The sequence below is a fragment of the Streptoverticillium reticulum genome (assembly GCF_047456005.1).
Classification (GTDB): Bacteria; Actinomycetota; Actinomycetes; order Streptomycetales; family Streptomycetaceae; genus Streptomyces; species Streptomyces reticulum.
On the sequence record NZ_CP179755.1, the window covers coordinates 4866267 to 4880419 of the forward strand.

The window sequence follows — 14153 nt, forward strand, 5'->3', positions numbered from 1 at the left end:
TTCATTTCCTAATCTAATATTTTACGGGTTCTTAACGCGTTTCGTTGACGATCGCTTCCCGGGCACTCGACGCCGGTGGTGACTCCGCGTCGGGTGGCCCGGCGCCCTGCGCCTATGGTTGCTTCCAGCACTCCCGGACCACCCTGCCCCGCGAAGGACAGCAAGGACAGCGATGCCCGCCAACAAGACCGGCCCTTCCGGCAAGAAGAAGAAAGGCCGACGCGCCCGCCTGCTCGTGATCACCCTCGTGCTGCTGCTCGTGGCGGGCGTCGCCTACGGCTCGTACTGGAGCATCGGCACCGTGCGCGCCTCGTTCCCGAAGACCAACGGCACGCTGCAGCTCAAGGGGCTGTCGGGCCAGGTCAAGGTGGTGCGCGACGGCAACGGCATTCCGCAGGTCTATGCGGACAACGCCGAGGACCTCTACCGCGCCCAGGGCTTCGTCCAGGCGCAGGACCGGTTCTGGGAGATGGACGTCCGCCGTCACATGACGGCCGGCCGGCTCTCCGAGATGTTCGGTGACTCCACCGTGGAGTCGGACGCGTTCCTGCGCACCATGGGCTGGCGGAAGGTGGCTCAGGAGGAGTACGACACCAAGCTGTCGCCGGCCACCAAGAAGTACCTCCAGGCGTACTCCGACGGCGTCAACGCCTACCTGAAGGACCACAAGGGCAAGGACCTCTCGGTCGAGTACGCGGCCCTGGAGTTCCAGAACGACTACAAGCCCGAGCAGTGGACCCCGGTCGACTCGGTCGCCTGGCTCAAGGCCATGGCCTGGGACCTGCGCGGCAACATGCGCGACGAGATCGACCGCTCGCTCGCCGCGGCCCGGCTGAGCCCCAAGCAGATCGAGGAGCTGTACCCGGCGTACCCGTACGACCGGAACCAGCCGATCGTCGACGGCGGCGCGGTCGACCCCGCCACCAAGACCTTCGACCCCAAGGGCACCCCGGCCACGGGCACGCAGAACGGCACCGCGAACCCGGCCACCGGCGGCTCCGCCGCCAACGGCCTGCGCACCAGCCTGTCCGCGCTGTCCGGTTCGCTCGACAAGGTCCCGGCGCTGCTGGGCCCGAGCGGCAACGGCATCGGCTCCAACTCCTGGGTCGTCTCCGGCAAGTACACGACCACCGGCAAGCCGCTGCTGGCCAACGACCCGCACCTGGCGCCCCAGATGCCCTCGCTCTGGTACCAGATGGGCCTGCACTGCAACAGGACCAGCGCCGAGTGCCCCTTCGACGTGGCCGGTTACTCCTTCTCCGGCATGCCCGGCATCGTCATCGGCCACAACCAGGACATCGCCTGGGGCATGACGAACATGGGCGCCGACGTCTCCGACCTCTACCTGGAGAAGGTCACCGCCGACAGCTACCTCTACGACGGCAAGCAGGTCCCGTTCACCACCTGCAAGGAGACCATCAAGGTCGCGGGCGGCAAGGACCGCGAGATCACGGTCCGTTCCACCAACAGCGGGCCGATCGTCTCCGACCGCAACGACGAGCTCGGCAAGGTCGGCCAGGACGCGCCCGTCCAGGACCCCGCCCCCGACCGCGCCGAGGGCTACGCCATAGCGCTGCGCTGGACGGCGCTGGACGCGGGCAAGACGATGGACGCGGTCTTCGGGATCAACCAGGCCAAGGACTTCACCGAGTTCCGCAAGGCCGCCGCCGACTTCGAGGTGCCCTCGCAGAACCTGATCTACGCGGACACCAAGGGCAACATCGGCTACCAGGCCCCGGGCCGCATCCCCGTCCGCGGCAAGGGCGACGGTCGCTACCCGGCCCCCGGCTGGGACTCTTCCTACCAGTGGAAGAACTGGATCCCGCAGTCCGAGCTGCCCTGGGACTACAACCCCAAGCGCGGCTACATCGTCACCGCCAACCAGTCGGTCGCCGGCAAGGACTACCCGGAGAAGCTGACCTCGGACTGGAGCTACGGCACCCGCAGCCAGCGGATAAACGAGCTGATCCAGTCCAAGATCAAGGACGGCGGGAAGATCTCGACGGACGACATGCAGAAGATGCAGCTGGACAACTCCAGCGAGATCGCCAAGCTGCTGACGCCGTACCTGCTCAAGATCGACGTCAAGGGCGCCAACGAGCGCGAGACCAAGTACGTCCGCGAGGCGCAGGCCCTGCTCAAGGACTGGGACTACACCCAGGAGGCCGACTCCCCGGCCGCCGCCTACTTCAACGCGGTCTGGCGCAACGTCCTCAAGCTCGCCTTCGGCAACAAGCTGCCCAAGGAGCTGCGGGTCAAGGGCCAGTGCCTGCGGGTGCGCCCGGCCAACGACTCGGGTCCCCAGGAGGACCTCAACGGCAACACCCGGCTGGTCTGGGAGTGCGGCGAGCGGGACCCGGACGCGGCGCAGCCCGACGGCGGCGACCGCTGGTCCGAGATCGTGCGCGGCATCCTCGACAAGCCGGACAACGCGTGGTGGAAGACCAACGGCACCCGCACCAACCCCGGTGCCCGCAACCGTGACGACCTGCTCGCCACGGCCATGAAGGACGCCCGCTGGGAGCTGACGTCCAAGCTCGGCAAGGACGTCAACTCCTGGAGCTGGGGCCGCCTCCACCAGCTGAACCTGAAGAACCAGACCCTCGGCAAGGACGGCCCCGGCATCGTCCGGTGGGTGCTCAACCGCGGTCCCTGGAACCTGGCGGGCGGCGAGGCCGCGGTCAACGCCGCGGGCTGGAACGCGGCTGGCGGGTACGACGTGATCTGGGTGCCGTCGATGCGGATGGTCGTCAACCTCGACGACCTCGACAAGTCGCGGTGGATCAACCTGACCGGTGCGTCGGGGCACGCGTACAACGCGCACTACTACGACCAGACGGACAAGTGGGCCAAGGGCGAGCTGCTGCCGTGGGCTTTCAGCCCGGATGCGGTCAAGAAGGCCGGGGACGACGAGCTGACGCTCAAGCCGTAGGCCCTGCCGGGCCGGCCCGTGGGAATCCGCGGGCCGGTCGTGGCTTGTCGCGCAGTTCCCCGCGCCCCTTCGGGGCACGGGGTTCAGCCGAAACGGCGCACCCCTCCAGGGGTGACCACTGCCTCCACGGGGTGGTCGTGCGGTTCCTCCGGGACCCGTGCGACCACCTCGTCGTCGTAGAGGAGCACGATCCGTGCCGGGGTCGCGCCCGCGCGGGCCAGGCGGGACAGGACGCGGTCGTACGAGCCCCCGCCGCGGCCCAGCCGCATCCCGCGGCCGTCCACCGCCAGGCCCGGCAGCAGCACCGCGTCCGCCTGCGTCACGGCCTCCGGGCCGAGCCGCTCGCCGTCCGGCTCCAGCAGGCCCCGGCGGGCGGGGGCCAGGTGCGCGGCGCCGCGGTAGAGGGCCCAGTCGAGATCGTTGTCGGGCAGCAGCACCGGCAGCAGCACCCGGATCCCGCGGGCGCGCAGGGCGTCGAGCAGCGCGCGGGTGCCCGGCTCGGTGCCCACCGAGACGTAGGCTGCCACGGTGCGCGCCCGCGCGAGCTCGGGCAGTTCCAGCGCCCGCCGTCCGAGGGCGGCCTGCGCCCCCTCGATGTCCTGGGCCGTCAGTGCCGCGCGCGTGGCCAGCAGGGCCCGCCGCAGCCCGGCCTTGCCGGTGCTGTCGGAGTGGATCATTGTTCGTACAAACTCCTCGGCTCGGGGCATACTCTGCCCCGTATCCTCGCCCCATCCCAGTGGATAGTGTTCGGCCCATGACTCTCTCGCGCCCTCGGATCAGCAAGGCTGTCATCCCTGCCGCCGGGCTCGGAACCCGCTTCCTTCCGGCTACCAAGGCCACCCCGAAGGAGATGCTGCCGGTCGTCGACAAGCCGGCCATCCAGTACGTGGTGGAGGAGGCGGTGGCCGCGGGGCTGTCGGACGTCCTGATGATCACGGGGCGCAACAAGCGTCCCCTGGAGGACCACTTCGACCGCAATTACGAGCTCGAGGAGGCCCTGCGCCGCAAGGGCGACGAGTCCCGCCTGGCCCGCGTCCAGGAGTCCAGCGACCTGGCCACCATGCACTACGTGCGCCAGGGCGACCCCCGGGGCCTGGGCCACGCCGTCCTCTGCGCCGCCCCGCACGTGGGCGACGAGCCCTTCGCCGTGCTGCTCGGCGACGACCTGATCGACTCCCGCGACCCGCTGCTCTCGCGCATGGTCGAGATCCAGGCCCGGCACGGCGGCAGCGTGATCGCGCTCATGGAGGTCGACCCCGGGCAGGTCCACCTCTACGGCTGCGCGGCCGTCAAACCCACCGACACCGAGGACGTCGTCGAGGTCACCGGCCTCGTCGAGAAGCCGGACGCCGCCGAGGCGCCCAGCAACTACGCGGTCATCGGCCGCTACGTGCTGGATCCGGCCGTCTTCGACGTCCTGCGCGAGACCCCGCCCGGCCGCGGCGGCGAGATCCAGCTCACCGACGCCCTGCAGGTCCTCGCCGCCGAACCCGGCCGCGGCGGGCCGGTGCACGGCGTGGTGTTCACCGGGCGCCGCTACGACACCGGGGACCGTGGCGACTATCTGCGTGCCATTGTCAGACTGGCATGCGAACGTGAAGACCTGGGACCGGACTTCAGGGCCTGGCTTCGCCGGTACGTCACCGAGGAGATGTAGCACTTTGCCGTCTTTGAGCAGCACCGCAGGTGCATCCGCCGCGCCGGACCGCCTCTGGTCCGTGGACGAGCACCTCGACGACATCCTCGGCAGGATCCGCCCGTTGGAGCCCATCGCGCTCCAACTCCTGGACGCCCAGGGCTGCGTGCTGGTCGAGGACGTCACCGCACCCGCCGCGCTGCCCCCCTTCGACAACAGCTCCATGGACGGCTACGCGGTCCGGGTCGCCGATGTCGAGGGCGCGAGCGAGGAGTTCCCGGCGGTGCTCGCCGTCGTCGGCGACGTCGCGGCGGGCAGCGGCGAGCCGCCCTCCGTCGGCCCCGGCGAGGCCGCCCGCATCATGACCGGGGCCCCGCTGCCGCCCGGTGCCGAGGCCGTCGTCCCCGTCGAGTGGACCGACGGCGGCACGGGCGGCGGCCCGGCCACCACGATGGCCGGCAGCGGCTCGGCCGAGGTCCGGGTGCACCGCTCCGTCGACGCCCGGGCCCACGTCCGCGCCCGCGGGAGCGACGTCACGGCCGGGGAGCTCGTCCTCGCCGCGGGCACGCTGCTCGGCCCGGCCCAGATCGGCCTGCTGGCGGCGATCGGCCGCGGCACCGTCTCCGTGCGCCCGCGCCCCCGCGTGGTCGTCGTGTCGACCGGCAGCGAGCTCGTCCCGCCCGGCGAGAGCCTCGCGCACGGGCAGATCCACGATTCCAACAGCTTCATGCTCACCGCCTGCGCCCGCGCCGCCGGTGCCCTCGCCTACCGCGTCGGCGCCGTCGACGACGACCCCGCGACGCTGCGCGCCGCCCTGGAGGACCAGCTCGTCCGGGCCGACGCCGTGGTCACCAGCGGAGGCGTCAGCGTCGGCGCGTACGACGTGGTCAAGGAGGCGCTCTCCGGGCTCCCGGCCGAGGAGGGCAGGGTCGACTTCCGCCGGCTGGCCATGCAGCCCGGCAAGCCGCAGGGCTTCGGCCGGATCGGCCCCGACCGCACGCCGCTGTTCGCCCTCCCGGGCAACCCCGTCAGCTCCTACGTCTCCTTCGAGCTCTTCGTCCGGCCCGCCCTGCGCGCCCTGATGGGCCTCGCGCCCGCGGACCGGAAGGTCGTGCGCGCGGTGTGCCCCGAGGGCGTCGCCTCCTCGCCGAAGGGCCGCCGGCAGTACCTGCGCGGCCGCCACGATCCGGCCACCGGCGAGGTCACCGTGCTCGGCGGGGCCGGATCGCACCTGGTCAAGGCCCTTGCCGGGGCCAATGCGCTGATCGTCGTCCCCGAGGACGCCACCTCCGTCGCCCCCGGCGCCGAGCTGGACGCGGTCCTTCTCGACTGACGCCGCGGCGCTGCCGGTACGGTGGCTCCCCACAGGACCCGGACCGGGAGAACGATGAGCAGCGCCCAGGACCATCGGCAAGAGCAGCTGACCCACCTCGACGCCGCCGGCGCGGCCCGCATGGTCGACGTCTCCGCCAAGGACGTCACCGCGCGCACCGCCCGCGCGAGCGGCCGGGTGCTGGTCTCCCCGCGCGTCGTGGAACTCCTGCGCGGCGAGGGGGTCCCCAAGGGCGACGCCCTCGCCACGGCCCGCATCGCCGGGATCATGGGTGCCAAGCGCACCCCGGACCTCGTCCCCCTGTGCCACCCGCTCGCCGTCTCCGGCGTCAAGGTCGACCTGGCGGTCGCGGACGACGCGGTCGAGATCACCGCGACCGTGAAGACGACGGACCGCACGGGCGTGGAGATGGAGGCCCTGACGGCGGTGTCGGTGGCGGCGCTGACGGTGGTGGACATGGTCAAGGCGGTCGACAAGGCGGCGGTGATCACGGACATCCGGGTCGAGGAGAAGACGGGCGGCAAGTCCGGGGACTGGCTCCGGTGAACCGGCGGCCCTACCGCGCCCTGGTGGTCACGGCCTCCAACCGCGCCGCCGCAGGCGTGTACGAGGACAAGGGCGGCCCCCTGATCGCGGCCGCGCTGCACTCCCTCGGCTTCACGGTCGACGGCCCCCTCGTGGTCCCCGACGGGGACCCGGTCGAGGCCGCCCTCCGCGACGCGGTCGCGGCCGGCTACGACGCGGTCGTCACCACGGGCGGCACCGGCATCGCGCCCACCGACCGCACCCCCGAGGCCACCCGCCGCGTCCTCGACCAGGACATCCCCGGCATCCCCGAGGCCATCCGCGCCGAGGGCCTCGCCAAGGTGCCCACGGCCGCCCTCTCCCGCGGGCTCGCGGGGGTCGCCGGCGGCCGCACGCTGATCGTGAACCTGCCCGGCTCGACGGGCGGGGTACGGGACGGCCTCGCCGTCCTGGAACGGCTGCTGGTGCACGCAGTGGACCAGCTCGGGGGCGGCGACCACCCCAGACCGGCAGAGGGCTCCGACGGGTGAGCGGCATGTGGCCGGTCGAGCTGGCGGACGGCGAGATCGTCCTGCGCCCCATACGGCAGCGCGACCAGCGCGCCTGGCGCGAGGTCAACCAGCGCAACCGCGACTGGCTGCGCCCCTGGGAGGCGACCGTCCCGCCGCCCCCGCCCGGCGGCCCGGCCGGCCGCCGGCCCACCTTCCGGCAGATGGTCCGGCACCTGCGCGCCGAGGCCCACGCCGGGCGGATGCTGCCGTTCGTGATCGAGTACCGCGGCCGCCTGGTCGGCCAGCTGACGGTCGCCGGGATCACCTGGGGCTCGATGTGCTCGGCGCACGTCGGCTACTGGGTGGACGAGGCCGTGGCGGGCCGCGGCGTGATGCCCACCGCCGTCGCGCTGGTCACCGACCACTGCTTCCGCACGCTCGGCCTGCACCGGGTGGAGGTGTGCATCCGTCCCGAGAACCTGCCCAGCCGCCGCGTCGTGGAGAAGCTCGGCTTCCGCGAGGAGGGCCTGCGCCCCCGCTACCTGCACATCGACGGCGCCTGGCGCGACCACCTGGTCTATGCGCTGACCGCCGACGAGGCGGCGGACGGGCTGCTGGACCGCTGGCACCGCACGCGCTCGCAGAAATAAAATAAACGTTCGATATTGACTGTCAATTGACGGTATTCGTTGGCTTCCGTCGGCTTCCGTTGCCAACAATCACAAAAAAAGTTCGAGATATCAGCCGGATCGTGCGACACACCGCGCCAATTGGCGGAATCCGCTGTCCGGACCCCTCTACCGTGTGAAGGGTGAGCAGCAGCGGCCTGATCTACGCAGTCATCGTCGGGGCCTGGGCCGCCTACTTGGTGCCGATGTGGCTCCGTAGGCAGGACGAGCTCAATGAAGCCCGTCCGACGGAACGCTTCAGCACAGCCATCCGGCTTCTGTCCGGACGGGCGGGCATGGAGCGCCGTTACGCCAAGGACCTCGAAGGGCGCACCCCCGCTCCGGCGGCGGTCCCGGCGGACCCCGTGGAGCCGGAGGAGCGCGCCCCCGAGCCGGACGCCGTGACCGAGACGGTCGCCGTCCGGCCCTCCGGCGCGCCCGCGCCCGGCCCGTCGGTGCCGACGCCCGCCGAGCGGGCCCGCCGCACCAAGGCGCTGGCCCGCCGCCGGCGCACGACCGTGCTGCTCTTCCTCGCCTTCACCGTCGGCGCGATCGTCGCGGGCGTGGGCGGCCTGGCGTTCCTGTGGGCCCCCGCCGTGCCGGCGGCCCTGCTGAGCGCGTACATCGGCTACCTGCGGATCCACGAGCGGCGCCGCTTCGCCTTCACCATGGACCGCCGCCGGGCCGAACTGGCCGCCCAGCGGCTGCGCGAGGGCCGCACGCGCCCTCAGCAGGCGGCGCCGGAGAGCGCGTCCGACGCCGCTGACACCGTGGTCCGTGCGGCCCCGGCAGCGCAGCCCGCGGCGTCCTCGCGCAGCGCGGACCGGCGGGCGCTCGTCGAACAGACCGACCACGCCGAGTGGGTGGACCAGCAGCGCGAGCGGGACACCGGCGACGGCTGGGAGCCCGTGCCGGTGCCGCTGCCGACGTATGTGTCGGCGCCGGTCGCCCCCCGCGCGGGCGGCCCCGTCGACCTGGGTGCCCCGGACACCTGGAGCTCGGCCCGCTCCAGCACCGCCGAGCCGGCCCCCGACCGCAAGCCCGTCACCGAGGAGCGGCGTGGCTCGCGTCCGCTCCGCCGCCGTCCTCGCGAGCGCGGCCGCACGCCGCTGTTCGACCAGTACGCCGACGAGGACCGGCCGCGCGCGGCCAACGAGTGAGCCGTGGACCGGTCCTGGGCGCTGACCAGCGGGGCGGAAGGGGAGCGGATTTCCGAGTACCCCGATCGGGGTGCTAGGGTTTCACTCGTTGCAAGGGCCTGTGGCGCAGTCCGGTAGCGCACCTCGTTCGCATCGAGGGGGTCAGGGGTTCGAATCCCCTCAGGTCCACCGCACGACTGTTCTCGAGTTAGCTCGGGGAAAGCTGACGAGATCCCGTCTGATCTGATTGATCGGGCGGGATCTTGGCGTTTCTGGGGTTTGTTCGAGGTGGTTTGCGAACTCGGCGGCTCTGGTGGGTGGTGGCTGGGCTGGCTGTGAGGCGAGTTCGGGGGTGATTCCGGGTGCGGAGGGTGTGCCGGTGTCGCCGCTGGGCGGGTGGACCGCCGCGGCCCTGCGGGGTGTTCTTCACGGATGTTGTGGTGTGGCGCTCGTCACGGTGGTGGGATCCCGGTGCTGGCGGGTGTGGCCGTCATGGCGGGGTTGTCGTTGTCGGGGGCGCTGCTGGCGGTTTCCGGTGTGGGCGTGGTGCCGGTGGTCAGGTGCCAGTCGTGGAGGATCTGCAGGTTGAGGGTGCAGATCATCAGGGCGACGAGGATGGTCTGGGCAGCGCGTCCGTGGGCGAGGCGTTTCTTGGGGTCGCCGATATCGATGCGGTGGCCCTTCGCGCGGCCGTTGAGTCCTTCGTTGTTGGCCCGGATGGGCTTGTAGGCGTCGTGCCAGGCGGGGCCGAGGTAGGGGAAGTCCTGCCGGAACTTGTCGCGTTGGCCGAGGCCTCCCGGGTGGAGGGTGAGGGTCGGCTTCTGGCAGATCCGGGGCAGTTCACCGCTCGGCGGCGGATGAAGACGTTCGGCTGTGGCGATGGGAACGGTGGGTTTGGCCGCGGCGTGAGCGGCGGTTGCACGGAGATTGGTGAGGTCCACGGTCCTCGGCCGGGCGTTGGCGGTGCCGTGGACGTGGTGGAAGCGGGGGCAGTTGACTGCGGGCGAGGGGCCGGCGGCGGGGCACTGGAGGCGGATGGTGCCGCGTGCGTCGGCGGCTTGCTTGAGTTTGAGGAAGAAGGGGCCGCGCTGGGCGATGAGCTTGGCGAGCTGGTCGTCCATGGTGCGCACGGCGTCGTCGTCCAGGCTCGTGGTCGCGTGCGCGACGCGGGTCGGCATGGCCGGGCAGGCGAGGGAGCCGTCGACGAGGAGGGCTCCGGAGGACGTGCTGCCCTGGACGCCGCGGTGTTCTTGTTTGTAGTCGAGGACGAGCTGGTAGCCGAGGCGGCGGGCGGGCTCGGCGAAGTGGGCAGTGATCTGGTCGGTGTAGGCGCGGTCGACGGCCAGAATCCCGGCCGGGAACCCGAGCGGGGTCAGGGTCTTGAGAGCGTGGATAGCGTTGGGGCCGATGCGTTTGCCCGGGGTGTCCACCACCAGCCCCAGGGCGAGTTGAGGATGCTCGCTGACCCGTTGGCCCGCGCGTGGATGGCCGGCTGGATGGCGGCGGCTTCCGGCGACGAGCAGGGTCGCGCTGTGCCCGAAGATCCCCTCGGTGGCGCCTGCGCAGTAGTGCCATCCGGCGGTGACCTCGACGGAGGCCAGGGCTTTGCGGGGCCGCGGCGGGTGGTGCCAGGCGGGCAGCGGCGTGGTGTCGACGCCGATGTCGCCCTTCCAGCCCTTGAACAGGCCGCGCTTGCGGGCCAGGCGGACGGTGACCAGGATCAGGCGGTCGCTGATCTCCTGCAGAAGCCGGCGGCGCCTGAGGTGTCCGGCGTCCTCGTCCTCCCACGCTGCGGCGTGCGTGGCGGCTTCGTCGGTGGGCAGGCGGCGGCGCCTGTCGCACCGGTGAGGGTCCACGGCGGTGGTCAGCCGGTCGTAAGCGCGGTAGACGCGGCGGGAGAAGGCGATCCTGGCGTGCGGGTCGTGCCGGTCCGTGCTGGCGAGGTGGAGCCATTTCCGGGCAGTGGGGGTGAGTTCGTCGAGCAGGACGCGGCAGGCATCGGCCAGCGTGGCGCTCTGGTGGTAGTGCAGGGACAGCATCAGGCCCACCAGCACGGTCCTCACCGGCAGTCCGTCCGGCCCGGGGCGGCCGGCCAGCTCGGCATCGATGAGGCCGAGCACTCCGCTGTGGTGCAGCAGCGTGTCGAGCTGGCCGACCTTGGAGTCGGGTATCGCGGACGGAGCGTCGGTGGCCGGACGTGGCCGGCAGTTCCTGATCTTCTTGCTGTCCCGCCAGGAGCGGGGGACGGTCATGCCCTGACGCCTCGCAGGAGCCGGGTTGCGGTGTCGTCGTCAAGGGGCGGCACGTGATGCTGGAAGCGGGCCAGGGAAGCGGCCGAGGCCAGACCTGCGGCCTTGGCGATCAGATCGTGCCCGAGCCCGGTGGCCATCAGCCGCACGATCCACGTGGCCCGCAGCCGCCCCACCGACACTCGCGGCAGACCCTCCGGGGGCTGGTGCACAAGCGACCAGGAGCCGATGAGGTTCTTGGCGTACTCGACCGTGCGGCCAGGACGGAACAGGTATCCGCGGCCGGCCCGTGCGGCAAGCTCTCCAAGGACCTCCTCCCAGTCGGACCGGGCAGCCAGCGGGTGCTCACGCGTGACGCCGGTGTGCACCAGGGGGCCGTCCTTGCCGCCACGGCGCTGAAGGTGACTTCCCAGGCTGGCTGCGACCTCCCTGGGCTGCAGCCCGAATCCCGCCCCGAGACCCAGCAGGGCCTGGGCATCGTTGCGTTGCTGGCCGCGCAGGTGCCGTGCCCAGTCCTTCAGGCCCGCCAAGTCGGCCCGCGAATAGGGCAGATGGGGTGCCGGATCGGCGTGCAGACGTGCAGGTGTGGTCTCTCCTCGCTCGCTCCAGGCCAGCGCATCGCGCACCCGCAGCAGCCACGTGCGGTAGGTCCGCACCGACGACGGCTCAAGACCAGCAGCACGCGAGAGCACGTAGGCGTCGATGACCTCGTTCCGCAGCCAGGCGTCCGGGTCCAGAGGATGCCCGGCCTGCACGGCCCAGACGGCCAGGGACGCGGTGACATGCAACAGCCGTTCCACGTCATAGGGGACCGCGCTCACCGTGGCCGCCACCACCGATCTCACCAGCGGCGCAACCTCCGCCCAGACGGGCGGGGCCTCGCGTGGCCGGTAGCGGGCGATCTTCGCCGAGGTCTGGGGATCAAGGATCACGGTCCACGAATAGCGGCTGGACAAGCAGCCGTCCGGGGATTGATCGACTTCGACAGAGAGGACGGTGCGCGCATGGTCGGCGGACGCGCCCGCGCACGCCCCCCGCGGCAGATGACCCACGACCCTGAAGCCTGGCCCGAGGCGCCCAGCCCGGATGCCGGAGCCGAGGCCGTGCGTCAGATCGCCCGCCGTCTCACGCGGGCGATGCAGGACCGGGGGCTGAGCCTGCGCGTGACCGCGGCCGGCTCCGGGGTCAACCGGCAGGCCATCGCCGACCTGCTCGCCGGGAATTCCTGGCCGGACGTGGCGACCGTTGCCCGGCTGGCCGCCTTCACCGGTGTGCGGCTGTGGCCGGACGGGCCCGTTCGCGTTCGAAGAAGTAAGCAATGAGCCTCGATTCGCACCCGGAATCGCATGACTGCGACTGGGCATGACGATTTCGCGGCTCCGCACCCAACACCGGGATGATCTCCACTAGTGTCAGGACATGCGAGAGCCACCTTGGTGGGGACTCGAGCAACCGGCACCGCCGAGGTCGCATCTCGGCGGTGCCAGCTCATCCACTGGAGCAGGCCGAAGCCTTATCCGGCGGACGTCTCATCAGGCCGCCCATGCCTCCTCGTCGACAGCCCGGGTCTTGTGTGCCAGGGAAAACCAGCCCACGGGACTTTCAACCGCCAGCCCCTGCTTGACCATGGCCTTGAGGCGGGAGCGGGTCGTCTCCACCCGCTTCTCGCCAATGGACAGGCAGAGATCCTTGAGCTTCACCGCATCCCCCTTCTGTGCGAGCACCGTCAGAATGCGCTCGCGGGCCACTTCAAGAGGGAGTTCCTCAAGCTCTGGCCCCGAGGACTCCTCCTGGGAGGCGGTAGCGCCGGCTGGTTGCTCATTGCCGGGTCCTCCCGTCTCGGGATCAGCCCCACCCCGAGAAGACGCGGACGGTCCTGCTGTCGTCCCGCCTTTCGCAGCCTCCTTGACGCCGAGCAACAACGCCGCGGTCTCCCGCGTGATCGTCAGTCGCGCCAACCGCTCCTCTGTCTGGGCGACCTTCTCGCGCAGAGCAGTCAACTCGCCCCGAACGATGGCCTCTTCCTCGTCCAGCCGGTTGAACAGTGACGTCATCGCTCGCCTTCGAATCGTCCTCAGCGCCCTTGAGGCCCCGCCCCAGAACAGCCAGAACCCCGCCCACACCGTAGGGGAGCCTGCCCAAGATCGCAGAAGGTGACCGCCAAAGATCCCAAACGACAACTACCGTCTGGCTCAGGCCAGATAGCGGCCACCAGGCGATCAGCGAAGATCGATCTGCCAGGCTGGCCGCGGCGCATCAAACGGACTCTGGCCGGTCACAGACTTGGCCAGGGCCGTAGTTACCGCAGTCCTGGCAGCCTCCGTAGCTCACCCACTTTCAGTACGCGCGCGAGCAGCAGGAACAGCACTGCCATCGTGGCGCCTCCCGCAGCCAGGGCCAGGGCTGGAGCCCACGTCGCAGACGACAAGTTTGCGGAGCAGGAGCGGGCTGCGAGCCAGCCGAGCCCACCCGCGGAAACTGCAGAGACAACCAGCTTGCCGTAGGTGCGGCACAACCGCTTGCCGTCCAGGCGGCCTTCGAGACGGCGCCGCAGCCGCAGCGCGGTGATGAGCAGGCCGATGGCGTAGGAGGCGGCGTAGGCCGCGGCCATGCCCGTGACCGCCCAGCGCGCGGGCAGCAGCAGGTGGCATGCGGTGGCCAGGGCGATGTTCACGGTGCCGATCCACACCGCCATCACGAATGGGGTGCGGGTGTCCTCGAAGGCGTAGAAGCCGCGAAGGAGCAGGTACTGCGCGGAGAAGGGGATCAGGCCGAGCCCGAGTGCCTGGAGCATGTGGCCCAGCGGCCGGGCGGATGCGGGGTCGGCCGCGCCGTGGGCGAACAGCAGCTGTGCGATCTCGGGCCCGAAGGCGAGGAAGAAGAACGAGGCCGGGACGATGACCACGCCGCTGATGCGCAGCGCGCGGGAGAGGTCGCTGTGGACGTCGTCCAGGCGCCGTTCGGCGACGGCCCGGCTCATCCGGGGCAGCAGGGCGGTGATGACCGCCTGGGGCAGCACCCAGATCGTCTGCGTGTTGGAGTAGGCGGTGAAGTCCACGCCGTCCTTCGACAGGGTCTGGTCGGCCGCCGAAGCGTAGCGGGTCACCGCAGTGCTGGTCACCAGGTTGGCCAGCACGAATAGCAACGTTCAGCGACAGCTGCTGCTTCCCGCCCGGCGGC

12 protein-coding genes, 1 tRNA gene and 1 pseudogene are annotated in these 14153 nt (G+C 71.2%); 9 read left to right on the top strand and 5 right to left on the bottom strand.

Annotation, left to right across the window (positions count from 1 at the left end):
* Window positions 1–172 precede the first annotated feature (172 nt).
* On the top strand, window positions 173–2932 hold the full coding sequence (locus ACMATS_RS22295) for a penicillin acylase family protein (protein ID WP_414168813.1): 2760 nt from the start codon (window positions 173–175) through the stop codon (window positions 2930–2932).
* 83 nt (window positions 2933–3015) lie between these two features.
* On the opposite strand, the gene ACMATS_RS22300 is transcribed toward ACMATS_RS22295, so the two are convergent.
* Window positions 3016–3609, bottom strand: a complete 594-nt coding sequence (locus ACMATS_RS22300; protein ID WP_390779987.1) for a 5-formyltetrahydrofolate cyclo-ligase — start codon at window positions 3607–3609, stop codon at window positions 3016–3018.
* Window positions 3610–3686: 77 nt separating this feature from the next.
* On the opposite strand from ACMATS_RS22300, the gene galU reads away from it, so the two are divergent.
* From galU to ACMATS_RS22335, 7 genes are all read left to right on the top strand, one after another.
* Window positions 3687–4589, top strand: a complete 903-nt coding sequence (gene galU / locus ACMATS_RS22305; protein WP_390779988.1) for a UTP--glucose-1-phosphate uridylyltransferase GalU — start codon at window positions 3687–3689, stop codon at window positions 4587–4589.
* A gap of 13 nt (window positions 4590–4602) precedes the next feature.
* Window positions 4603–5901: a gephyrin-like molybdotransferase Glp gene (glp, locus tag ACMATS_RS22310; RefSeq protein WP_414168814.1), complete on the top strand. Its 1299-nt coding sequence runs from the start codon at window positions 4603–4605 to the stop codon at window positions 5899–5901.
* 54 nt (window positions 5902–5955) lie between these two features.
* Window positions 5956–6447: a cyclic pyranopterin monophosphate synthase MoaC gene (gene moaC, locus ACMATS_RS22315; protein ID WP_390779990.1), complete on the top strand. Its 492-nt coding sequence runs from the start codon at window positions 5956–5958 to the stop codon at window positions 6445–6447.
* Entirely contained in the window at window positions 6444–6956 is a 513-nt protein-coding gene (locus tag ACMATS_RS22320; protein ID WP_391149815.1) for a molybdenum cofactor biosynthesis protein B, read from the top strand. The genes moaC and ACMATS_RS22320 overlap by 4 nt, the downstream gene beginning before the upstream one ends.
* Window positions 6957–6961: 5 nt before the next feature.
* The gene (locus ACMATS_RS22325) at window positions 6962–7567 is read left to right on the top strand and encodes a GNAT family N-acetyltransferase (RefSeq protein WP_390780172.1); all 606 of its coding nucleotides are present in this window, start codon (window positions 6962–6964) and stop codon (window positions 7565–7567) included.
* A gap of 161 nt (window positions 7568–7728) precedes the next feature.
* Window positions 7729–8745 (top strand): hypothetical protein, encoded by a 1017-nt coding sequence (locus ACMATS_RS22330; protein WP_414168815.1) that lies wholly within the window; start codon window positions 7729–7731, stop codon window positions 8743–8745.
* Between the two features lie 94 nt (window positions 8746–8839).
* A tRNA-Ala gene (locus tag ACMATS_RS22335) sits at window positions 8840–8913 on the top strand.
* Between the two features lie 263 nt (window positions 8914–9176).
* Here ACMATS_RS22335 and ACMATS_RS22340 read toward each other — a convergent pair.
* Window positions 9177–10976: a hypothetical protein gene (locus tag ACMATS_RS22340; protein WP_414168816.1), complete on the bottom strand. Its 1800-nt coding sequence runs from the start codon at window positions 10974–10976 to the stop codon at window positions 9177–9179.
* Complete coding sequence (locus tag ACMATS_RS22345) at window positions 10973–11905, bottom strand: hypothetical protein (RefSeq protein ID WP_414168817.1); 933 nt, start codon at window positions 11903–11905, stop codon at window positions 10973–10975. The genes ACMATS_RS22340 and ACMATS_RS22345 overlap by 4 nt, the downstream gene beginning before the upstream one ends.
* A gap of 39 nt (window positions 11906–11944) precedes the next feature.
* Between ACMATS_RS22345 and ACMATS_RS22350 the strand changes: the two genes are divergently transcribed.
* The gene (locus ACMATS_RS22350; RefSeq protein WP_414168818.1) at window positions 11945–12295 is read left to right on the top strand and encodes a helix-turn-helix domain-containing protein; all 351 of its coding nucleotides are present in this window, start codon (window positions 11945–11947) and stop codon (window positions 12293–12295) included.
* Window positions 12296–12505: 210 nt separating this feature from the next.
* On the opposite strand, the gene ACMATS_RS22355 is transcribed toward ACMATS_RS22350, so the two are convergent.
* A complete protein-coding gene (locus tag ACMATS_RS22355) occupies window positions 12506–13027 on the bottom strand; it encodes a hypothetical protein (RefSeq protein ID WP_414168819.1) in 522 nt (173 codons plus the stop codon).
* 245 nt (window positions 13028–13272) lie between these two features.
* A pseudogene (locus ACMATS_RS22360) lies at window positions 13273–14121 on the bottom strand (lipid II flippase MurJ); the annotation flags it as partial.
* Window positions 14122–14153: the final 32 nt, after the last annotated feature.